Annotated in this window: 22 protein-coding genes; 2 read left to right on the forward strand and 20 right to left on the reverse strand. The window is 28.1% G+C overall.

Translation table 11 applies throughout. The features are described 5' to 3' along the window. Nucleotide 1: 1 nt before the first annotated feature. The 3 genes from ACN6I1_RS10620 to rfbB all read right to left on the reverse strand — a co-directional run bounded on the left by ACN6I1_RS10620 (nucleotide 2) and on the right by rfbB (nucleotide 2,596). Nucleotides 2–976: a methionine ABC transporter ATP-binding protein gene (locus ACN6I1_RS10620; RefSeq protein ID WP_419741902.1), complete on the reverse strand. Its 975-nt coding sequence runs from the start codon at nucleotides 974–976 to the stop codon at nucleotides 2–4. Nucleotides 977–1,168: 192 nt separating this feature from the next. Continuing rightward, entirely contained in the window at nucleotides 1,169–1,609 is a 441-nt protein-coding gene (locus ACN6I1_RS10625; protein WP_419741903.1) for a hypothetical protein, read from the reverse strand. A 27-nt stretch (nucleotides 1,610–1,636) separates the two neighbouring features. Further along, nucleotides 1,637–2,596 (reverse strand): dTDP-glucose 4,6-dehydratase, encoded by a 960-nt coding sequence (gene rfbB / locus ACN6I1_RS10630; protein WP_419741904.1) that lies wholly within the window; start codon nucleotides 2,594–2,596, stop codon nucleotides 1,637–1,639. 101 nt (nucleotides 2,597–2,697) lie between these two features. Between rfbB and ACN6I1_RS10635 the strand changes: the two genes are divergently transcribed. Next, nucleotides 2,698–3,228, forward strand: coding sequence for a VanZ family protein (locus tag ACN6I1_RS10635; protein ID WP_419741905.1), 531 nt, complete (start codon nucleotides 2,698–2,700; stop codon nucleotides 3,226–3,228). Between the two features lie 62 nt (nucleotides 3,229–3,290). Here ACN6I1_RS10635 and murJ read toward each other — a convergent pair whose 3' ends face one another. The 12 genes from murJ to ACN6I1_RS10695 are packed head-to-tail and all read right to left on the reverse strand — an operon-like array spanning nucleotide 3,291 to nucleotide 16,283. Next, nucleotides 3,291–4,823 (reverse strand): murein biosynthesis integral membrane protein MurJ, encoded by a 1,533-nt coding sequence (gene murJ, locus ACN6I1_RS10640; protein ID WP_419741906.1) that lies wholly within the window; start codon nucleotides 4,821–4,823, stop codon nucleotides 3,291–3,293. Then, entirely contained in the window at nucleotides 4,820–6,151 is a 1,332-nt protein-coding gene (locus tag ACN6I1_RS10645) for an O-antigen polymerase (RefSeq protein ID WP_419741907.1), read from the reverse strand. Before ACN6I1_RS10645 ends, murJ begins: the two co-directional genes overlap by 4 nt. A gap of 15 nt (nucleotides 6,152–6,166) precedes the next feature. Then, nucleotides 6,167–7,141 carry an SDR family oxidoreductase gene (locus ACN6I1_RS10650; protein ID WP_419741908.1) on the reverse strand — a complete coding sequence of 325 codons (975 nt, stop codon included), beginning with the start codon at nucleotides 7,139–7,141 and terminating at the stop codon, nucleotides 6,167–6,169. 2 nt (nucleotides 7,142–7,143) lie between these two features. Further along, nucleotides 7,144–8,484: a nucleotide sugar dehydrogenase gene (locus ACN6I1_RS10655; protein ID WP_419741909.1), complete on the reverse strand. Its 1,341-nt coding sequence runs from the start codon at nucleotides 8,482–8,484 to the stop codon at nucleotides 7,144–7,146. 20 nt (nucleotides 8,485–8,504) lie between these two features. Further along, on the reverse strand, nucleotides 8,505–9,050 hold the full coding sequence (locus ACN6I1_RS10660) for an acyltransferase (RefSeq protein ID WP_343454775.1): 546 nt from the start codon (nucleotides 9,048–9,050) through the stop codon (nucleotides 8,505–8,507). 30 nt (nucleotides 9,051–9,080) lie between these two features. After that, nucleotides 9,081–10,232, reverse strand: coding sequence for a glycosyltransferase (locus ACN6I1_RS10665; RefSeq protein WP_419741910.1), 1,152 nt, complete (start codon nucleotides 10,230–10,232; stop codon nucleotides 9,081–9,083). Nucleotides 10,233–10,253: 21 nt separating this feature from the next. After that, nucleotides 10,254–11,360, reverse strand: coding sequence for a glycosyltransferase family 4 protein (locus ACN6I1_RS10670; protein WP_419741911.1), 1,107 nt, complete (start codon nucleotides 11,358–11,360; stop codon nucleotides 10,254–10,256). Between the two features lie 10 nt (nucleotides 11,361–11,370). Further along, on the reverse strand, nucleotides 11,371–12,504 hold the full coding sequence (locus ACN6I1_RS10675) for a DegT/DnrJ/EryC1/StrS family aminotransferase (RefSeq protein ID WP_419741912.1): 1,134 nt from the start codon (nucleotides 12,502–12,504) through the stop codon (nucleotides 11,371–11,373). Between the two features lie 11 nt (nucleotides 12,505–12,515). Then, nucleotides 12,516–13,142: an acetyltransferase gene (locus ACN6I1_RS10680; RefSeq protein ID WP_419741913.1), complete on the reverse strand. Its 627-nt coding sequence runs from the start codon at nucleotides 13,140–13,142 to the stop codon at nucleotides 12,516–12,518. Nucleotides 13,143–13,153: 11 nt separating this feature from the next. Beyond that, on the reverse strand, nucleotides 13,154–13,756 hold the full coding sequence (locus ACN6I1_RS10685; RefSeq protein ID WP_419741914.1) for a sugar transferase: 603 nt from the start codon (nucleotides 13,754–13,756) through the stop codon (nucleotides 13,154–13,156). Between the two features lie 17 nt (nucleotides 13,757–13,773). Next, nucleotides 13,774–15,606 (reverse strand): polysaccharide biosynthesis protein, encoded by a 1,833-nt coding sequence (locus ACN6I1_RS10690; RefSeq protein WP_419741915.1) that lies wholly within the window; start codon nucleotides 15,604–15,606, stop codon nucleotides 13,774–13,776. A gap of 50 nt (nucleotides 15,607–15,656) precedes the next feature. Next, the gene (locus ACN6I1_RS10695) at nucleotides 15,657–16,283 is read right to left on the reverse strand and encodes a YveK family protein (RefSeq protein ID WP_419741916.1); all 627 of its coding nucleotides are present in this window, start codon (nucleotides 16,281–16,283) and stop codon (nucleotides 15,657–15,659) included. Nucleotides 16,284–16,597: 314 nt separating this feature from the next. On the opposite strand from ACN6I1_RS10695, the gene ACN6I1_RS10700 reads away from it, so the two are divergent. Then, nucleotides 16,598–16,987, forward strand: a complete 390-nt coding sequence (locus tag ACN6I1_RS10700) for a nucleotidyltransferase domain-containing protein (protein ID WP_419743306.1) — start codon at nucleotides 16,598–16,600, stop codon at nucleotides 16,985–16,987. Between the two features lie 127 nt (nucleotides 16,988–17,114). On the opposite strand, the gene ACN6I1_RS10705 is transcribed toward ACN6I1_RS10700, so the two are convergent. From ACN6I1_RS10705 to ACN6I1_RS10725, 5 genes are all read right to left on the reverse strand, one after another. Next, entirely contained in the window at nucleotides 17,115–18,095 is a 981-nt protein-coding gene (locus ACN6I1_RS10705) for an LCP family protein (protein WP_419741917.1), read from the reverse strand. A gap of 26 nt (nucleotides 18,096–18,121) precedes the next feature. After that, complete coding sequence (galU, locus tag ACN6I1_RS10710; protein ID WP_419741918.1) at nucleotides 18,122–19,048, reverse strand: UTP--glucose-1-phosphate uridylyltransferase GalU; 927 nt, start codon at nucleotides 19,046–19,048, stop codon at nucleotides 18,122–18,124. 233 nt (nucleotides 19,049–19,281) lie between these two features. After that, complete coding sequence (locus tag ACN6I1_RS10715; protein WP_419741919.1) at nucleotides 19,282–20,493, reverse strand: Coenzyme F420 hydrogenase/dehydrogenase, beta subunit C-terminal domain; 1,212 nt, start codon at nucleotides 20,491–20,493, stop codon at nucleotides 19,282–19,284. A gap of 37 nt (nucleotides 20,494–20,530) precedes the next feature. Then, nucleotides 20,531–21,169 carry a CatB-related O-acetyltransferase gene (locus tag ACN6I1_RS10720; RefSeq protein WP_419741920.1) on the reverse strand — a complete coding sequence of 213 codons (639 nt, stop codon included), beginning with the start codon at nucleotides 21,167–21,169 and terminating at the stop codon, nucleotides 20,531–20,533. A 12-nt stretch (nucleotides 21,170–21,181) separates the two neighbouring features. Continuing rightward, entirely contained in the window at nucleotides 21,182–22,441 is a 1,260-nt protein-coding gene (locus tag ACN6I1_RS10725) for a polysaccharide pyruvyl transferase family protein (RefSeq protein WP_419741921.1), read from the reverse strand. Nucleotides 22,442–22,480 lie beyond the last annotated feature (39 nt).

Below are 22,480 nucleotides of genomic sequence, written 5' to 3' on the forward strand. Positions count from 1 at the left end.
ACTACCTCCCTCCATTTTCAATTATTTTAAATAAAATGTTTTTACTTTTTAGATAGTTTGTTGTAACACATAAATCTTCTTTAACTAAATTTATAGTTATATTGCATATTTTACCTGAAACAGAATTATAAAATTTAGCATCAACTATAGATATTTTATTTTCTGATACTTTAACTAGATCACATAAAATAGGCATATCTACAGTATTTGACAATAAATTAAAACTCAAATTAATTCCTTCTTTAGGAAGTTCTATTTCATCTTTTCCTAATAAACGCTGTAATGATTTAGGTTTATTAAGAAACATTTCTGTTACATATCCACAATCTAAAATATTTCCATCTTCTAAAATAGCCATTTTTTCACATATGTTTTGTATTACTTGCATTTCATGAGTAACAAAAACTACTGTCAACCCAATCTCTTTATGGATTTGTTTTATTAATTCTAAAATGGATAAAGTTGTTTTTGGATCAAGCGCAGAAGTTGACTCATCAGACAAAAGGTATTTAGGTTCTAAAGCTAAGGCTCTTGCTATACACACCCTCTGTCTTTGACCTCCACTTAACTCATCAGGTCTTGAATTTAGTTTATTTTCTATCCCTACCATTTCAGCTAGCTTATATACTCTATCCTTTATAAATCCTCTGTCATATCCCCAACATTCTAATGGCAATGAAATATTTTGAAATACATCTTTTCTTTTTAGTAATGAAGCATTTTGAAATATAACGCCAATATTCTTCCTCATCTCTCTAAGTTCACTTGAACTTAAACTTTCTATCTGAGTTCCATCCACTAGTATAGATCCATTTTGGTATTCATCTATTCCATTTATACAATTTAGTATCGTTGATTTTCCAGCTCCACTAGCTCCAACTAATCCAAAATTTTCTCCACTATTGATAGTTAGATTTATATTTTTTAATATTTCATTTTCTCCATATTTCTTGCTCAAGTTTTTTATTTCTATCATTTTCGATTTATCATCCCATCATTTTTATCAATTATAATACAAAGTTGCTTTATAATTATAACATTTAGTAAATATTTCCTTTTATAGTTATTTTCTATATATACCTTTACTTATATTGATTATCTTTATAGTAAATTGTTTTTTAACATAAAAAAGTTCATAGATTATAATCCATGAACTTTTTTCAAACTTTTATTTTAATGTTAAATCTATTCCTGCAGTCTTACTTAAATCATATTCGTCACTATTTCCATTGTCTTTATATGGATGCATATATCTAACTTCAAACTCTATGTCATCTGCTTTATATGTAACTGCTGTTACCCCAACCTCACTTTCATAAGTTTTATCAATCTCTTTTGCATCTTCTGGTAAAATTTCTTTTACATATGCTACAGAACCTTCCATACTACGTTGTATAGGTTCTGATTCGCTACTATATGATGCTTGCGTTAGTTTTTGTTCCAATTCTTGTATATTAATTTCCTTTGAATCTTCGTTTTCTTGATTCTGAATGTTATTTTCATTTGTTATTTCTCTAGGCTTTTCTTTAATTTTACTTGACTTGTTATAGCTTATCATAAATATAAGCGCTATCAATAATACCCCTATGACTACTAGTTTTAGTTTCATCTAATATGTCCCCCACTTATTCAATTTTTAATATTCATGAACTTTATACCAATTAATAGTCTCCATTATACCATAACTAAAATTATATTTTCTATCCCACCCTAATTCCCGTTCTATTTTAGTAGAATCAACTGCATATCTTAAATCATGTCCAGGTCTATCTTTTACAAAAGTTATTAAATCTTCACTTTTGTTTAAAGTTTCAAGTAAAAATTTTACAATTTCAATATTACTTAATTCACAATTCCCACCTATATTATAAACTTCTCCTAATTTTCCTTTATGAACTATTAAATCAATAGCATTACAGTGATCATATACATGTAACCAATCTCTTATGTTTCTTCCATCTCCATATACAGGTAGTTTTTCATTTTTTAAAATTTTACTTATCATAAGCGGTATTAATTTTTCATTATGTTGAAAAGGTCCATAATTATTAGAACATCTCGATATAGTTATTGGAGTATTATATGTTCTGTAATATGAGTTAACTAGCAAGTCTGCACTAGCTTTTGATGCTGAGTATGGAGAACTTGGTCTTATAATACTATCTTCTTTAAACAATAAATTCGGATTGTCTATTGGCAAATCTCCATAAACTTCATCAGTTGAAACTTGATGAAATCTACCTACACTATATTCTCTACAAGCATCTAATAATACTTGAGTGCCTACAACATTACTTTTTATGAAAATCCCTGGTTCAGTAATTGATCTATCAACATGAGACTCAGCTGCACAATTTATAACTATGTCGAATTTTTCATCTTTAAATAATTTAAATATACACTCTCTGTTAGCAATATCACCCTTTATAAATTTATAATTTGAGTTTCTTTCTATATCTTTTAAATTATTTAAATTAGCTGCATAAGTTAATAAATCTAAATTTACAACTTTATAATTTTTATATTTATCTATCATATATTTAACAAGATTTGCTCCTATAAATCCTGCTCCACCTGTTATTAATATCTTTTTCATTTAACTTAACCTCCATATTTAAAATATATTTTATATTATAACTTAAAAATAGGTTTATGCTATAATACAATGGGATATAATGGATATGAGGTGATTAAAATTTGGTAACATTAATGAGATTTAATATATTTTTAATATTCGTATGTATATTTGGATATATGGGTGTGAAAATAGTAGATTGTATAAAAATTGATAATAAAACTCAATTTGATAATAATATGAAAACGTGCTTTTTTATGTCTATACTATTTGTAGTAGCTTTAACCCTTTTTCCAGTTGAAATTGTAAATAAAAATTCAGTTAACTATAACTTGATTCCTTTTAAAACAATTTTAACTTTTTTAAGCAATAAAAATATAATAGATATATGTGCAAACATATTAGGAAATATAATACTTTTTGTTCCATTAGGTTTTTTTGCATATATTATATTTAAAGAAAATAAAGCAAAGACACTTTCATTGTGTTTAGCTATTACTATATCTGTGGAAATACTTCAATTATTATTACCTGCTCGTTTATGTGATGTAGACGATGTTATTACAAACTTTGCAGGTGGATATATAGGCTTAATATTAGCTTTTTATTTTGTAAAATACATAAATAAAAATAAGTTGTGTCAAAATAAATAATCAAAAAGATGACCAAGTTGATGTATAACTTAGTCATCTTTTTTAGTTTGTATTACATAAAACTACATGTTCAATTTCTTCTTTGCAAAATCAATTATCATACTTACTTCTTCAACTTTTAATATTACTATTACTACTCCGTATGTTAAAGCACCTATTCCTATAGATCCAAATAATGATATAGCTTTTTGTATTGTGCCAATTCCCAACATCCCTGATAACATACTATATATAACATATGTTGTGATTCCCATTAAAATAGATGCTATTATTGATTTAATTGTAGTTCTTATTATTTTATCTTGCCCAAAATATCCAATCTTTTTTTTAAGACTCCTAAATAAAATCAATATACATATAATCGCTGATAAGCTTGTAGCAAATGCTAATCCTGCATGACCCATAAATTTAACTAATATTAAGTTTAGTATTATATTCATTCCCATAGCCATAGCTCCATTTATCATAGGAGTTTTTGTATCTTGTAATGAATAAAATACCTTACCCAATATATCTCTGAGTCCAAATCCAACCATTCCTATAGAATAAAATATCAATGCACTTGCTGTAGTTTTAGTAGCATTTGCATCAAATGCACCTCTTTCAAACAATAAACTTACTATCGGAGTAGCTAAAACCATAGCACCTACTGATATTGGAATAACTAAAAGTATTACACTGTTAACGCTCTTATACACAGTTTTTGTAAAGCTCTCTTTATTACTATCAGACGACATTTTAGATAATGCGGGGTATATAGCTGTTCCTATTGATGCTATAAACAATCCCATTACAAAAGAATTTAATCTATTAGCATAATTTAAAGCTGAAATACTTCCTTCCAATAATGTAGATGCTAAAGTCCTATCTACCATTGTGTTTATTTGATTCACCGCAACTCCAATAAATACAGGTCCTACTAACCATATAACTTTTTTTATATAATCTTCCTTCAATCCAATTTCAAATTTATATTTATATCCATATCTACGAGCACTTGGAATTTGAAAAACCAGTCTACTTGCCATCGCAATTACAGTACCTATTGGTAGTATATATATATTTATCTTAAGGCTCAGTATAATAACTATTATTATAATAATATTGAATGGAATTCCTACAAGCCCTGGAATCATAAAATTTTCTTTAGCTTGTAAAAAAGATGTTATTATACTACTTGTTCCCATGAACAATGCTCCAAATATCATAATTCTTGTGAATTCTACGGTTAACTTGAAAGTGTAACCATCAAATCCCATTGCAAATATTTTTACTACTTGATCTGTAAATAGTAGCACTAATAATACCAGTGCCCCACTTAAAATCAAGGTTATATTAAAAATGTTATTTACAAATTTATTGCTCTCTTTTATACTTTTATTATTTTCATAGTATAAAGGTATAAAGGTTGTAGCTAATGCAATTCCTATTAAAGAAAATAATGTTCCAGGTATATTCATAGCGACTATATATGCATCACTGTAAAATGTAGTCCCATAAATCCCACCCAACACTAATTCTCTTGCAAAACCCAAAATTTTAGATATTATAGTTATTATCATTAACATCAATGTGGTTTTGGCTACTTTATTCATCTTATTCGCCTTTTATATAAAATTGGGAGCTTTATAAGAAGATATATTGCTATAAAATATATTGCATTTAATGGCATAGCAGCAAAGTATTTTTCTGCATTTAAATAAGATACTAGAGGCATCATAAAAAACGCATTTAACACAGTCCATACACCTGCATCAATTTCATTTTTCGATTTATTGTATAAAAAACCATGAAACATTCCTATTAACATATTGCATAATATAACTCCCATATATCCAAAGTCAGCCATAAAGTTTAGATTTGCAGTATATACATTAGTTCTAAATCCACCAGTTCCATATATAGTAGTACTTATAGTGTTTTGAGTTTCAAAATCAAACAATGGAATTATATTTAATGCTTTATATATTATCCTAAATGTCTGCTGCCCAAATAAATCACTTGTAAATGTTACGTTTCTATACACATTATCAAATGCACCTATCCCTCCACTTAGATAAATAGCAATATTATTCAAGCCTTCATTAGGATCTATTTTTCCTGCTAGTTTACCCGCTATAAAAAAGTAAGAAAAAATGAGCCCTATACACAAAATTCCCATGATAAGATACTTAATTTCTAATCTTTTTTTATCTCTACCATTTTCATATTTATCGCTATTTACTTGAATTTTATATGCTACAAATACAATAATTAATGAATATATTACAAGTATAGATCTTATCCCTAAAATATATCCCATTATAAACACAGCTATGGACGGCATTAATAAAATACTAACTTTTTTACTCCATCCACTAGTCATGTATTCCTTGACTGCAAAGTATAAATATACTACACCTAACATACGACATACTAATATAATATATGTCCATATACCTAAGTCCACAGCCCCATTAGATCTAGTTTCTCCTTTGTATATCATCAAGTTTCTAGTAAACTCTTTTATATTGTCCGATCCTAATATATAATCACTACCAATACTTAAATACACTATAATAGTTATTAAAATTAATATAGTTGATAAAATTGCCTTGTTGGTTGATATATTTAATATCTTTTGTTCATATTTCTTATTTTGTAAATTGTTATTGTTTTTTAAGTATAAATTTCCTCTATTTGATGTATTTGCTATCATCATTGTAAATGCAAAACCTAAGTCCACCCACATAATTGCAGTACTCAATATAAAAACTGTCATAGCTGAAATATTAATACCCCATTCTTTATGAAATATTAATAACCCTATGGACCCTAAAAATACTACACTTTTTAAAATAACTAATGGATGTAGCGTTTCTTTTAATATGATAATAGCTATTACTAGTTGAATAAATATTATTATAGTAAATAGTAATTCCATAGTAATTTTCCTTTATTATAAATTTTTTTTGTACCAATCTATCGTCAATTTTATTCCATCCTCAAAGCTATAACTTGGATTATAATTTAATAATTTTCTAGCATTTGATATATCTGCATTTGAATGTTTTATATCACCTTTTCTAGATGGTCCATATATAGGTTTTATATCTTTACATAATAGTTTATTTAAATTTTCATATAATTCATTTAGAGAAACTCTACCTCCATAGGCTATATTGTAAGCTTTTCCACAAGCTTCTTTTGGAGCTAAACAAGCTCTTAAATTAGCTTCTATTACATTATCTATATAAGTAAAGTCTCTTGAATTCTTTCCATCTCCATTTATAATAGGTTGTTCATCACTTAAAAGTAATTTAATAAACTTTGGAATAACTGCTGAGTAATAAGAATTTGGATCTTGTTTCCTACCAAATACATTAAAGTACCTCATTCCCACAGTTTCTAATCCATATAAATCAAAGTAATTTCTAGCGTATATTTCATTAACTTTCTTTGTTATAGCATAAGGAGATAATAACTTTCCTTCTCTTCCTTCTACTTTAGGTAAATTAGGTTCATCTCCATAAACAGATGATGATGATGCATATATAAACCTCTTAACCGAATTATCTCTAGCAGCTGTCATCATGTTTAGAGTTCCTTTTATATTTATTTCTTCATATAACAAAGGCATTTCTATTGATCTAGGAACAGAACCCCAAGCTGCTTGATGCAATATATAATCTATATCTTTACAAATTTCTTGGCATATTTGTATATCTCTTATATCTCCTTCTACAAACTCAAAGTTTTCATTTTCCATAAAATCTTTTATATTCTCTCTTTTTCCTATTGAAAAATTATCTAAAGCTCTTACAAAATAACCTTTATTTAATAGTGCTTCAATAATGTTGGAGCCGATAAATCCAGCTCCACCTGTTACTAAAAACTTAGTTCCTTTAGGAAATTGCACGTCTTGGTATCCCAACTTTATAACCTCCAGTATAAGTAATTCTTTAACTGAGCTTCTTTTTTATCAAATATACCTTTAACGTCAACCAACACTAATTTATCTTCACTGTTTAATGATACAGGCTTTTCTTCATACAATTTTTTTATAGATTCTAAAGTTAATTTCATATATTCCTTATGACCTACAGCCACTATAACTGCATCCATATTTTTTATATTTTCAAACTTAGTTAGCTCTATCCCATATTCTCTTTTGACATCATTTTCATCTGCTATAGGATCAGCAACAAACACATTTATTCCGTATTCTTTTAATTCATTTATTATATCTATAACTTTAGAGTTTCTAACATCTGGACAATCTTCTTTAAATGTCATACCTAAAATTGCTACTCTAGCTCCCTTTACTTGTTTATTAGCTTTTATTAGATTCTTCACTGTAGATTCTCCTACATATTTTCCCATTCCATCATTTATCCTTCTTCCTGATAATATAACTTGTGAATGGTATCCTATTTGTTCAGCCTTGTGTGTTAAATAGTAAGGGTCAACACCTATGCAGTGTCCTCCAACCAATCCAGGATAAAATTTTAAGAAATTCCATTTAGTTCCTGACGCTTCCAAAACTGCTTTCGTATCTATTTCCATCTTATTAAAAATCATAGATAACTCATTTACAAAAGCTATATTAATATCTCTTTGAGAATTTTCTATAACCTTAGCGGCTTCTGCTACTTTTATACTCTCTGCCCTATGAACCCCTGCATCTATAATTAATTCATATATACTAGCTATATTTTCTAAACTTTCTTCATCCATTCCAGATACTACTTTAGTTATATTTTCTAATCTATGAAGCTTATCTCCTGGGTTTATTCTTTCTGGAGAATACCCAACCTTGAAATCAACTCCACACTTCAGATTAGATTCTTCTTCTAATATAGGTATACATACCTCTTCAGTAACTCCAGGATATACAGTTGACTCATATACTACTATAGATCCCTTAGTTAAGTTTCTTCCTAAAACTCTACTTGCTCCAATTATTGGTCTTAAATCTGGAGTTTTATCATCATTTATTGGAGTTGGAACTGCAATTATATGAAACTTAGCTTCTTTTAATTTAGTTTCATCACTTGTCATTAAAGCTGTTGTTTCTTTTAAAGCTTTATTTCCTACCTCATTAGTAACATCAATTCCTTGTTTATATAGTTCTATTTTCTCTTTATTTACATCAAATCCTATTACATTTATTTTCTTAGCAAAAGCAATTGCTAATGGCATACCTACATATCCCAATCCAATTACTGATATATTTTCTTTTTTATCTTTTATTTTATGATACAATTCTAATGTCAATTTAAAATCCTCCTTTCAACTTATGATATATAATCATTAGTTGAAATAAATTTAGCGGGAACTCCGCCTACTATAATGTTGTTTTCTACATTTTTAGTTACTACAGATCCTGCAGCTATTAAACTTCCTTCGCCTATTGTTACCCCACTTGTAATAACAACATGAGACGCACACCAAGTTCCTTTTTTTATATGAATAGGCTTACTTTTTCCTTTGTTTTTTACAACTCCATTTTCAAATACATGATTCGTTGTAGCTAATACACTCATGGGTCCAATAATAACATTATCATCTAAGATAATTTTTCCCTTAGCATTTATATAAACATTGTGAGATATATAGCAGTTGTTTCCCACATGTAAATTTTCTGGATTATTTATGGTAACTCGAGGTGCGATTTGTAGTTTTTTACCGCTTGATCCTATAAATGGTTTAATTAAAAATCCTCTAATTAGGTTGGTATATAAATGATTTGGAAATAATGATGTAATTAAAAACACCATGTGTATTGGTATGTTTCTGAATATAAAGTTTAAATATATTGATAGCTTTTTATTTAATCTCATAATATTCTCCATTACTTAAACTAAATTTATTTAATTCAATATATCTGTAAATTGTTTAAACACTTTAAAAAATTCACTTCTTCTAGCTTCTAATTTATTATTTTCATATTCTTTTGCTTTTTTAAAATTTATAATTGCTAGTTCTTCTCTGTGCATATTTACATATTCAAAAGCATCTACAAATTCCTTGTATGATTTTTTTGGATATATACTTTTATCTAAAAGTAACTCCGGTATTCCTCCTGCATCACTTCCTATAGCTGGACATCCTCTATTTAATGCCTCAATTAATGCCCTTGGTAATCCTTCTGTTAAACTAGGTTGAACATATATATCTATAGTATCTAGCCAATCAAATACTTCATGATGCGTTAATGCTCCCATAAATTTAACATTTTCATAAGAATCATATTTTTTAGCTATATTTTTGAGGTAGGAATTATCTCCGCCTCCAACTAGCTGATACTCTATTTCATATCCTTTTTCCTTTAAAACTTTTATTGCTTTAATTACATTTTGTTGTCCTTTATATCTGGATCCTACAGTTGCACATGTTCCTAAAATAATTTTTTTATTTAATTTTTCACTTTGTATTTTTTTCAATCTATTTTGTAATATATCTTTTTCATTTTTAGGTAACATAACATTTGAACAAGATATACTTTCACCTTTGGTTGGATATCTTTTTTGTAAAAACTCGTTAGTTACATAAACAACATAATGAGCTTCTTTAATTTCTTTTTTACACAGCATATACATAATTGGTGCTAAAATTTTTCCATATATACTGTGATTCCATAAAGCATCAAATGGACAACCTACCATTTCAACTAAATAAGGTTTATTTAATTTTTTTATATATATCAAAGACATTAATCCTATAAAACTTGGTAATCTTACTATCAAATATTCACTTTGTTTTATCTCTTCTTCTATCTGTTTTCTAACTTTTCTTTTTAATATATCTTTTATACTATTAAAAGTAATAAATGATGTATTTTCGCTTATTGTATCTGAAAACTTGGTTTCATTTATATCTGCTTTAGTATGACAAGCCATAATTTTGATTTTTCCAAAGTTTTGAATATATCTATCACAAAATTTATCATCAAATCCATATGAGGAAAAATACTCATCTTTAAACTTAGGAAATTTATGATCATGTATAAATAAAAGACTCATATTTTATAAACCTCTTTCTATCTATAACATTTGTGTAATTTGATTTATCTTATCAATATAGCTTTTTATTACTATATCTCTATCAAATTCTTTTTCTGCTTTAGTCCTACTATTTAAACCCATTTCTTTCTTTTCTTCAAAAGATAGATTTATAAATTTTTCCATAGAGTTTTGTAAGCTTTTACAATCTTTAACTTTGCACAAATATCCATTGTATCCATCATCTACATTATCCTTACATCCATATGTGTCACAAGTTATCAATGGTCTTCCTATTGCTGCACCTTCTTGAAGTACCGTTCCTCTTCCTTCTCCATATGATGGTAATACTATACATGATGATTTTTTCATTATCTCTTGGATATCTGACCTATGACCTAAATAATTTATAACTTTTAACTTTTCATATTCCTTTAATTTATTTAGATATATATCTTCATCAATTGCTCCAACTACATCAAACTCTACATTTGGATATTTATCTTTTATATTTTTAGCACTTTCTAAAAACTCGTCTATTCCTTTATCTTTAATCACTCTAGCTATAAAGGTAAATTTGATTTTTTCATTATTAGGGTATTCATTGAATTGAAATTCTTTAAGATTTACTCCTGATCCTGGAACAACACTTATCTTTTGTTGATTTGCTATTATCTTTATGTTTTCATAAAAATCTTGATTTTCTTTATTTAAGAAAAATATATGACATGCGTTTTTGAATGAAAATTTGTTTAATTTTATTAATATTTTCTTTATCCATAAATCTCGTATAAATACACTACCTAACCCTGTAACTGTATGAATTACTTTTTGGTTTAAACTTCTACACGCTATGCCTCCATAAATATTAGGCTTTATAGTGTAAGTAAGAACCAAGTCAGGTTTTATTTTCTTTATAATTTTTATATATTGAATCAATAACTTTAAGTCTTGTATAACATTCATACCTCTTCTGTTCATAGGAGTTTCTATAAAATTACATCCCATATCTTTAAACTTTTCAACTTTTTCTCCATATGGTAAAGCTATTGTTACATCATATCCAAGCCTTAACAATCGCTGAGGTAATTCTTTTCTAAAGTTATACAATCCTATATCATTGTTAGCTAAAATTAGAATTTTTTTCATAAGACACTCCTTAAAACATTTGTGTAATTATATTTATTACTCTCTTTATATCCTCTTCGTTCATTTTTGTGTCTGATGGTAAACATATGCCTCTATTAAATAAATCTGCAGATACACTTTCTATATCTAAAGAACTAAAAAATTTATATTCTTTAAAAAAAGGCTGCATATGCATTGGTTTCCATACTGGTCTACTTTCTATATTTTCTTTTTCTAAAGCCAATATTATATCTAATGGTTTAATTTCAGATTTTACATTTATCGTAGCTGCAGATAACCAGTAATTTGGCTTACCAAAGTTACATACATTCATCATTTGTATATTATCTATATCTTTAAAAGCACTTTTATAAGTTTCATAAATCTCTTTTTTCTTTTCTATTCTTTCATCAAGAACTTTCATCTGCCCTATGCCGATTCCAGCAACAATATTGCTCATTCTATAATTAAACCCTAATTCTTTATGCTCATAATGTCTCTCATTTTCTCTAGATTGAGTCGCCCAAAACAAAGCTTTTTTTATATATTCTTCATTATCTGAAACCATCATCCCACCACCAGAAGTAGTGATTATCTTGTTTCCATTAAATGAATATATACCTATATCGCCTATAGTTCCACTTTGAACTTCTTTGTAAGTTGCACCTAAAGACTCCGCTGCATCTTCTATAATAGGAATATTGTATTTATTACATATATCTTTTAACTTATCGTAATCTGCACTTTGCCCATACAAATTAACTACTATAACAGCCTTTGGCATTTTGTTATTTTTCTCTGCGTCATCAAAAGCTTTTTGAAGTGCAATTGGACTCATGTTCCAAGATTCATATTCAGAATCTATAAACACAGGATCTGCACCTTGATATATTATAGGATTTGCAGTAGCTGAAAAAGTTAATGTTGAACAAAATACAATATCTCCTTGTCCTACTCCTAAACACTTAAGTGCTAAGTGTATTCCACTAGTTCCACTAGCTAAGGCTGTAGCAGCTTTTGAATTTGTGTATTCACACACTGCTTTTTCAAAGTTGTTAACATTTGGTCCAAGTGGGGCAACCCAATTTGTATCAAATGCTTCATTTATATAATTTAACTCCTCTCCTCCCATATGAGGGGAAGATAGATATATCTTCTTTTCCATTTTTATAACCCCTATTGTTTTGGTTTTGCAGGACATCCAATTGCAACAACATTTGATTGTATATCATTTATAACTGTAGCTCCTGCACCTATTATTGTTTTTGGTCCTACACTTTTATATTGAATAATAGTTGAGTTTGCACCTATATGAGTTTCTTCTCCTATAGTAACTCCTCCACATAATGTTGCTCCAGGTGATATATGGCAAAAATCACCTATTTTATTATCGTGTTCTATAATTGCTCCAGTGTTTATAATCACATGACTTCCAACTTCACTATTTGCATTTATTACGGCCCTAGCCATTACAACAGTTCCTTCTTTTATAACTGAGCTTTTACTTATAATGGCACTTGGATGAATGGCTGTAAAATATTTTAAGTTTTTAAATTTATTATATATTTTCTTTCTTGTTTGATTATTGCCTATTGCTATTATATACTCTGTATTTTCATCATTATAAAGCTTTGCATTTTCTATCTTGTCAATTATCTTATATCCCATAAATTCTGATACTTTTTCATTATCATCTAATAATCCTTTGATTTTTAAATCATTCCCAGAATTTATCATAGCTTCGATAATTTCAATTATTACAGATGAATGGCCGCCTGCACCTATAACAATAACTTCTTTCATACAATCACCTACTATTGATTACCTTTAAATTTATCCATAGTTACATGACCATCTTTGCTTATGCCATCTCTTTTTAAAACCTTAAATATAGTTAAGAAAAGAATTTTTATATCAAGTAAGAGATTCACATTATCTACATACTCAACATCCATTTTAAATTTATCATCCCAATTTAAATTATTTCTTCCATTAACCTGGGCCCACCCTGTCATTCCTGGTCTAACCTCATGTCTTCTAAATTGCTCTTTAGAATATAGATCTATATATTCAACAAGTAATGGTCTTGGTCCAACCAAACTCATATCTCCTTTTAGCACATTTATAAGTTCTGGTAACTCATCTAAACTTGTGCTCCTAAGAAAATTTCCAAATGAAGTTACTCTTTCCTTATCAGATAGTGGCTCCCCAAACTTATCATGAGCTTCTAACATTGTCCTAAATTTTACTATTTTAAAGACCTTACCATCTTTTCCTACTCTATCTTGAGTAAAAAATATTGGAGAACCTAACTTAATTCTTATTAAAATAGCTATGATAATTAAAATAGGAGAAATTAATAATCCCCCTAAAAAAGAACCTAAAATATCAATAGCTCTTTTTATAAACTGCTGCATAAATCTTTCCACCTCTTTTACATTTTGTTTGCTTCTTCAGGTGTAATATAAGTTGGAACTAACTCTCTCATAATAATATCAATTAGCTCTACTCTTTCTTTGTCTACTATCGCTTTTAAAAATTCTAAATTCATCTTACATTTTTCTACGTTAATACTGATTGGTTTTCCTATAAATATTTTTTCATGACTTGTATCAGTCAGTCCTTCCTCACTCATAAGTAGTTCTTCATATAACTTTTCTCCTGGCCTAAGTCCTGTAAACTCAATACATATATCAACGTCTGGTTCAAAACCACTAAGTTTTATTAAGTTTTTTGCTAAGTCAACTATCTTAACAGGCTCTCCCATATCAAGGACAAATATCTCTCCACCTTTTGTCATTGCACCTGCTTGTATAACAAGTTGTACAGCTTCTGGAATAGTCATAAAATACCTAGTGATTTCTGGGTGAGTTATAGTTATTGGTCCACCTTCTTCAATTTGTTTTTTAAATAATGGAATAACACTTCCATTGCTACCTAAAACATTTCCAAATCTAACAGCTACAAATTCTGTTTCGCTTTTTTCATTCATAGTTTGTATTATCATTTCTGCAGCTCTTTTTGTTGCTCCCATTATATTAGTTGGGTTAACAGCTTTGTCTGTAGATATAAGCACAAACCTTTTAACTTTGTATTTGTCTGCTAAAACTGCTACATTCTTTGTTCCAAATATATTATTTTTTACAGCTTCACTTGGGCTTTTTTCCATAAGTGGAACATGTTTATGTGCAGCTGCATGAAATACTACATCTGGTTTATACTTCTTAAATATATCATCCATACGCTTTTCTTCTCTAATTGATGCTATTACTGTAATTAAATTTAGACTCGTACCATATTTTCTTACTAATTCCTGTTGAATTGCGTATGCGTTATTTTCATAGTTATCAAGTATTACAAGTTGTTTTGGGTTTAAGCTTGATACTTGTCTGCATAGTTCGCTACCTATGCTTCCTCCTCCACCCGTAACTAATACTACTTTATTTTGTAAATATCCACTTATTTCATCTAGGTTTACTTTTACTTGTTCTCTACCTAGTAAGTCTTCGATTTGAACATCTCTAATTTTTTTTATATCTACTTTCCCATCTATAATTTCAAATATACCTGGAATAGTTTTTAATTTACATTTCGTTTTCTTACAAACTTCTATAATATTATTTTTATCTTTTCTACTTATATTAGCTATAGCTATTATAATTTCATCAATATCATATTTAGTTACTATACTATCTATATCTTTTACCATACCTATAATAGGTACGTTATGCATTCTTCTACATTGTTTTTTTATATCATCATCCACTATTCCTATAGGTTTTTTTAAAAGTTTAGGATTATTTTTAAGCTCTTGTATTACTATATCTCCTGCACTTCCTGCTCCTACAATAAGTATCTTAGATGGTTTTTCTTTTAATCTACTTCTTATTAAAACTCGTCTTCCTGTTCTGTAGGTAAGTCTTGCCCAACTGATTAGCGAGGTTGTTATTATTAAATTTAGTATATAAAAGGTTTGTGAAAATTCTATGCCTATCAATAAATGTATTGAATAGGTTGTAATTATTGATAATATACATGCAAATACTATTGCTATTAATTCTTCTTCTCCTGCATATCTCCATAGATTTCTATAACATTTGAAGATAGATAAAATCACTATACTTACAATAATAAAAGTTAAAATTTCATATAAGCCTACATCTTGTAATTTATATTTAGAATATATTATCCAGTTAGAAATTAGAAAGGCTACTACTATACATACTATATCTATTGCAATTAAAATTAGTTGCCTAATTTTGCACATAATTATCTAGAATAAACCCTGTTATATTAGCTCTTTCTTTTTCTAAATTTTTATTTGTCATTTTTTTTGACACCTTCCTTAGGTCCTATATATTCAAGTAAAAATATAATAAATAAGGATATCATGATTCCTAATATCGCTGATATCGCTATGATTGTTGCTTTGTTTGGTTTTATAGGTTGGTTTGGAACTACAGCTTTATCTATTACCTTAACGTCATTAGCTTGTGTTATTCTTTTTACTTCTTGTTGAAATGCTGTTGGTATAGCATTAGCTATGTCTGTTGCTCTTTTTGGATTTGTATCTTGAACTGATACTGAAATGATTTGCGTTTTATTAATTGATGAGACGTTTACCTTGTCTGAAAGTTCTTCATATCCACATTTTAAATCCAGTGAATTTTCTACTTCATTTAATACTGATTTTGATTTTATTATTTCTCCATAAGTTACTGCTAATTTTTCAGAAACACTGAGCTGTTCAGTTGTTATCATTTCAGACCCAGTTTTTTTGTTAATATCTACTAAAAGAGTTGTATTTGCTTCATATACTGGATTTACTCCAAAGAAGCTTACACCTGCACTTACAAATATTGCTATGAATGTTATTAAAAATATTATCCATGATTTCTTTTTAATAATTTGTAAGTATCCTTTTATGCCAATATTATCCTCCATATTTGACCTCCATTTACTTTATTTTACAATTTTATTGTTTATTCTACATGTTTTTTACCCTTCTTTATCTTATTAAATTGATTTACTTTGTGTGACTATTTTTTTATTAAAAAAGATAGCTAAATCTAGTCGCTCGAATAAAAATATAAGTTTTGCTACCAAAGCTACAGTAAAGCTTTAAAGGTAGCTGCAACTTACATTTTTTATTCTTCGCTAACTGATTTTCGTTATGTTATAATAATTTATGATATTATCTACTACAAAGATTTATTTTAGCAAATACTATGGTTTAAAGAGGTGATTTTGTGAGGAATATGCCAGAAGAACTTAAAAATTCAATAATAGATGCGTTTCCAAAAAATAATACTTTAGCTATTATAATATTTGGTAGTTATGGCACAGATAAGCAAACTTTAGATAGCGATATAGATATAGCCTGGGTTCCTATGAAAAAGGTCCCTATTACAGAACTTGCAGTCAAAACAGAAGTTCTAAAAAAAATTCTAGATATTGATTTAGATTTAAAGATAGTTACAGATAATTATACAATTGCTCTTAGAAAAGCTATTTTTGAAGGTGATGTTATTTATGAATCTAAGGATTTTAGAGATTATTTAAATTATTTTTATTTTGAAAATAGTGATGTAATAGATATTTTAGATTGGAGAGAGATGTATGGTAATAAAAAAGATAACCAACTCTAGTAGGTCGCTCGAATAAAAAGTATAAGTTTTGCTACCAAAGCTACAATAAAGCTTTAAAGGTAGCTACAACTTATATTTTTATTCTTCGCTAACTAAATTTGGTTATCTTTTTTTATTTTGTATAATTTTATTTTTGTTTATAAGGTTGTCCATATACAAACTCATGTAAAGCGTTTAAGTTATAATCCTTATCCCACTCTAGAACCCAACCTTTTTGTTTACTTATTATATGACCATTTCTATGACCATCTAATGGAAACTCCATTTGTTCTATCTTACTATCCTTGATGTTATACACAGTGTATCCTAAATCTAACATTTCCATAGGACTTATATTAGTTTTAGTATTTTCTAATAATATATCAGCTGCTTTTTTATACATCATTGGATCTTGTTTTAAAAATTCATTATAAACACTTTGTGCTACTTCTCTATGTCTGTTATCTCTAGCGTAAGCACTATCAGTATATCTAATTCTACTAAACGCTAAAGCTTGATATCCATTTAATCTTTGAACTCCAGGCTCTGTTATATACTCCTTAGGTTCTTTGTTTTTTCTATCTCCATAATACTCGTAACATGCATCTATGTATTTATTTACTTCGTTTATATCCTTAGATTTAACATCTACCTCAACTCCGCCTATTTCATCCATAACATCTATAAACGAAACAAAGTTAACAGCAATGTATTTATCAATATTTATATCAAAGTTGTTTTTAAATACTTCTTTTAATAAATCAATTCCCCCATACGCATATGCATGAGTTAATTTCTCATATCCATGACCTGGTATATCTACATAAGTATCTCTAGCTATTGATGTTATCTTTAACTGTTTGCTTTTACTATCTATAGTAGCTAACATAACAGAGTCTGATCTATTTCCTTTATCAATATTAGTTCCATCAATACCTACTAATAATATGTTAGTTATTCCATCAACTAACTTACCTTCATGTTCTTCTTTACTAGTAGCCTTTACTTTTGAATCGCTATCTTTTACATATATACCATTTAACTTAGCATACACATATCCAAATGATCCTAAAATAACAATAGCTATTGCTATAAATATACCTATGATTATCTTTGTGGACTTTTTCATATAATCCCCACCTTTGATTAGTCTAATTATTCTTCAGTTGCAGCTACTTCCTCTAATATTTCTTCTTCTACAACTTCTTCGTTATTATTTATTTTAGTTTTTAAAAACTCCATAAACTCATGTCCTAAATCTTCTCTTTTTAAAGCAAAATCAATAGTTGCTTCTAAGAATCCTAACTTATCTCCTACATCATATCTTCTACCTTCAAAGTTATATGCATATATAGCTTCGTGTTCTCCTAAAGTTTTTAAAGCATCTGTTAATTGTATTTCTCCACCTTTTCCTGGAGCTTGATTTTCAAGTATTTCAAATATAGCAGGAGTTATTATGTATCTTCCTAATATAGCTATATTTGATGGAGCTTCTTCTACTTTTGGTTTCTCAACCATATCTCTTACTTTATAAACTCTATCTTCTATAGTTTTAACATCTAATATTCCGTACTTGTCAGTGTTCTCTTTTGCCACCTCTTGAACACCTAATATAGATGTATTGTACTCGTTATATGCATTTATAAGTTGAGCTAAACAAGGAACTTCATTGTCCACTATGTCATCTCCAAGTAATACTGCAAATGGTTCATCTCCTACGAAATTCTTTGCACAGTGTATTGCATGTCCAAGTCCTTTGGGTTCTTTTTGACGTATGAAATGTATATCTACCATATTAGATATTTCTTTTACCATTTCAAGCATAGCTGTTTTACCCTTTTGTTCAAGTTCTACTTCTAACTCAATCGAACGGTCAAAGTGGTCTTCTATACTTTTTTTATTTCTACCAGTAACAACAAGTATTTCTTCTATGCCTGAATTTACTGCTTCTTCGATTATGTATTGTAAAGTTGGTTTATCAACTATAGGTAACATTTCCTTTGGTTGAGACTTTGTTGCTGGTAGAAATCTTGTACCTAAACCAGCTGCTGGTATTATTGCTTTTCTTACTTTTTTTCTCATAATATCCTCCTCACTTTATACTTAGTGTTTATCCTAAATGACTTTTATTTCTAACTATAGCTTTATCTTTTATTCTATATTAACCATAGTTCCTATTAACTTTTAATTTCTAAATTTAATTACTGCTCAAGTAATTTTTTAATTTACTTTCTTTTGTTATTTTTACATTTTTTGTAATATAAAACGCATTATTCATAATATTATTTAAATAATATTATAAATAATGCTTAATACTAAAGTTTCCCTTGAATCACTCTTCTAAATGTTCCTAGAAATGATTTCAATTTTTCTTTACTACTTATATGTACGCCCGCTCTATTTAATATAGATTTATCATAATCAGGAGTATCTTTAAAACATAGTTTCATTGCTAATAATCTGTATTTTAAGGATGCTTTCCTTGAAAATTGGTATGGTTGAATTTGTTTTAATTGTTCTATTTTTAAACCCTCAGATATATTTATATATCCATTTTTTATAGAATCTTTTAATATAGATTTACCTATTAGAGTCCTGGAAATAATTAAGCTTCTTCCTTCTTTTTCTTCAAACACAGGATATCCATTCTCATCTCCAAACCAAGCATCTCCACATACTATATCAGCAGCTTCTCCTATTCCATCCGGACATAATTTACATCTTTTAGGAAGGTATCTATTTAATATTTTCCCCCAAGAATCGTCATAACTCATCTTGAACTCTTTTCCTTCATTTGTGACTATTTTTGTATCTCCAGGCCATCCTTCGCCCCTGTATCTAAAACTTTTTACATTTTTTTTATCAACTGAATGCATTTGCAAAATTTGCTCAGTACCTTTTATACTAGGTGTTCCTGCACAGAAAAAAGATATCATATATTTTATTTTTCTTTTGGCTACCTCATTTAAATTTGTATAATTTCTCAAAGCTACAATATCACAAGGTTTTCCAACAAAAGCAAACTTTTCTTCTTCAAGCAATATTTCTTCTATTTTTTCTAATGGAGCAGATGGTGAGTATCTACTTCCCGCATTTGAAATAATTTCGTTCAAATTTCTACTAATTTTTAATTCATTTTTTATTGGGTTTGTTTTGCTTACTCCAATATGAATTACTGCATCCACTTTGTTTGTTTCCATTAGATAGGCTAAAATCCCTGTAATTCCTCCACCTGATGAAGATTCATGCCTTATTTTTTTATTAGTAGAATAACCCATAACTAAATCGTAGTATTCTCCCCAAATTTCATGATTATTACCTTCAGAATTTTTATTTAATTCATAAGTATTTATAGCAGGACAAATTTTTTCGTAAATATTGCTATTTAATCCATAAAACCCCCTAGTTGTTGACGGTCTCAAATTTCCTTGCTTGTCATACTCCATAGTTATATCTTTAAATATATTGCTGCATCCTCCACATCCACAACAAAATCCAGAATTTTGTACATCGCTTATATTCTTCAAACTACCACATCCTCACTAGCTCAAACTTTAGTTAATTTTATTTTAATTTATAAATATTATCTACATCGGTAAAGACATTTACCTTTTCCTTTATGCAATTTATGTCTAAATCCCACCACTTGCTATTCTTTAATTTTTCTATAGTTTCATCTTTAAATCGCTTTCCGATTGCTCTTCCTGGAACTCCTGCAATAATTTCATAATTTCCAACATTTTTAGTAACTACTGATCCAGCACCAATTATGGCTCCATCTCCTATGATAGACACATTACTAGTTATAATTACGTTCTGACCTATCCACACATCATTACCTACTCTCAATTTATTTCTTTGTATTTTCTCTTCTTTTACAAATTTTAAATCTGGATTATAAAAAATTGGATGTGTAGATACAAAGTCCTTTGGATGATTTGCATTGAAAACGTATATAGTAGGTGCTATAGAACAATACTTTCCAAAGCTAGTTCCTCCAGGTATTTTATCGATATCAAAGCACCCCCCATAAGTACCTATTCCAATATCAATTCCGTGGTATTCAGAATACAACTTCCTTACACTACTAGACCAAAAGTAGCCTCCTTCTAATTTCAATATGCATTTTATTATTAGCTTTTTTATTTTTCTATTTTTTATTTTGTATAATTTAATTAATATATTTAATAAAATTTTTTTCATATGGTTTCCTTTTTATAATACAAGATCTAACCCTTTTCTAATTTCTGATTTTATGTTTTTATTCTTTTCTTGTAATGTTGATTTTATAATTTCTCTATTTTTATAAGAATTTTTTAATATTTCCATTATATTTTCTTCACTATGCTCTCTTGGATCTGCGACAAATTGTCCTAATTCAAATCCATCCCATATTCCTATAAATTTTCTACTATATGCAGTTGGCATAGTGGGTACATTCGTTGATATTCCAGCTATACAAGCATGCATTCTTCCCCCAATAAAAAAATCGCACTCAGATATAATTTTTTTCAGTTCGTGTTCATGATAATCTCTGCTAACAAAAAATATTCTATCTGGATATATCTGACTAAATTCATTGTATATTATATTGCATGCATTTGTATCGTCTTCTACTCCTCCATCTTTTACTATTACATGAGGAACTAATATTATTTTTGTATTTTTATCCTCTTTCATTATCCAATTTATAATTTGTTGAATAAGATTCTTATAATTTGTTTTAAATCCAAACATGTTATCCTTAGTGTAGCCTCCACTATATAAAAGACCACTTACATTCAATCCAAAATATATATCATTTTTACACTTTGTAATCCCTAAGTCCTTTAATATATCTTGTTTATCTGGCTGCATATAAAATGCCATATCTGGTATAACCTTCAATTTATTTTTGTCTACTTTTAAATCATTTATTGCTACATCATAGCTTATTTTATCTCTAGCAAACGTAAATTTGGATTTATTCATTATTTTTCTAGCTCTCATCTTTACTAGTTTACTTTTGTAAGGACCTAATGTCTGTGGTAAAAGTACTAGAGGCTTTTTTAATTTTATTACAGATTCTTTTATATTGGAATGTATTAAAAATCTTTTTAATCCATATATGTCGCTAAAGCTATCACCTTCACTTATATCTAAAATTATATCTGCATTTTCAATAGCTTCCAGTATGTCTCTTTGGTTTCCAATTATACTATTATATATTTTTGATCCAGTAATACATCTTATTGATGTTTTTAAAAAGAAATATAACCCCTGATAGCCACCTGCTGGTATTTCTACTACCTTTATACTTTTTTCATTTATTTTTACAAATCTTTCACTTTTTTTATCTGTTGAGTAGTTTAGTAATTTTATATCTATGATGTCTCCATATTTATCTACTAAAGATGTAATCGTTCCTCTTGTTAATGCATTGCATCCTTTATTTGCAGATGTTAGTGTTCCACCTGCTATAACAATTTTTTTCATACTTTTTCTCCTATATTTTTAGTAAACTTATTGTTTTTT

The sequence above is a fragment of the Paraclostridium dentum genome (assembly GCF_048568265.1).
Taxonomy (GTDB): Bacteria; Bacillota; Clostridia; order Peptostreptococcales; family Peptostreptococcaceae; genus Paraclostridium; species Paraclostridium dentum.

Bases quoted from the DNA above. Each gene is read 5' to 3' on its own strand.
- ACN6I1_RS10620 (WP_419741902.1), bottom strand. From the start codon at position 976: ATGATAGAAATAAAAAACTTGAGCAAGAAATATGGAGAAAATGAAATA.
- ACN6I1_RS10625 (WP_419741903.1), bottom strand. From the start codon at position 1,609: ATGAAACTAAAACTAGTAGTCATAGGGGTATTATTGATAGCGCTTATA.
- rfbB (WP_419741904.1), bottom strand. From the start codon at position 2,596: ATGAAAAAGATATTAATAACAGGTGGAGCAGGATTTATAGGAGCAAAT.
- murJ (WP_419741906.1), bottom strand. From the start codon at position 4,823: ATGAATAAAGTAGCCAAAACCACATTGATGTTAATGATAATAACTATA.
- ACN6I1_RS10645 (WP_419741907.1), bottom strand. From the start codon at position 6,151: ATGGAATTACTATTTACTATAATAATATTTATTCAACTAGTAATAGCT.
- ACN6I1_RS10660 (WP_343454775.1), bottom strand. From the start codon at position 9,050: ATGAGATTAAATAAAAAGCTATCAATATATTTAAACTTTATATTCAGA.
- ACN6I1_RS10665 (WP_419741910.1), bottom strand. From the start codon at position 10,232: ATGAGTCTTTTATTTATACATGATCATAAATTTCCTAAGTTTAAAGAT.
- ACN6I1_RS10670 (WP_419741911.1), bottom strand. From the start codon at position 11,360: ATGAAAAAAATTCTAATTTTAGCTAACAATGATATAGGATTGTATAAC.
- ACN6I1_RS10675 (WP_419741912.1), bottom strand. From the start codon at position 12,504: ATGGAAAAGAAGATATATCTATCTTCCCCTCATATGGGAGGAGAGGAG.
- ACN6I1_RS10680 (WP_419741913.1), bottom strand. From the start codon at position 13,142: ATGAAAGAAGTTATTGTTATAGGTGCAGGCGGCCATTCATCTGTAATA.
- ACN6I1_RS10685 (WP_419741914.1), bottom strand. From the start codon at position 13,756: ATGCAGCAGTTTATAAAAAGAGCTATTGATATTTTAGGTTCTTTTTTA.
- ACN6I1_RS10690 (WP_419741915.1), bottom strand. From the start codon at position 15,606: ATGTGCAAAATTAGGCAACTAATTTTAATTGCAATAGATATAGTATGT.
- ACN6I1_RS10695 (WP_419741916.1), bottom strand. From the start codon at position 16,283: ATGGAGGATAATATTGGCATAAAAGGATACTTACAAATTATTAAAAAG.
- ACN6I1_RS10700 (WP_419743306.1), top strand. From the start codon at position 16,598: ATGCCAGAAGAACTTAAAAATTCAATAATAGATGCGTTTCCAAAAAAT.
- ACN6I1_RS10705 (WP_419741917.1), bottom strand. From the start codon at position 18,095: ATGAAAAAGTCCACAAAGATAATCATAGGTATATTTATAGCAATAGCT.
- galU (WP_419741918.1), bottom strand. From the start codon at position 19,048: ATGAGAAAAAAAGTAAGAAAAGCAATAATACCAGCAGCTGGTTTAGGT.
- ACN6I1_RS10720 (WP_419741920.1), bottom strand. From the start codon at position 21,169: ATGAAAAAAATTTTATTAAATATATTAATTAAATTATACAAAATAAAA.
- ACN6I1_RS10725 (WP_419741921.1), bottom strand. From the start codon at position 22,441: ATGAAAAAAATTGTTATAGCAGGTGGAACACTAACATCTGCAAATAAA.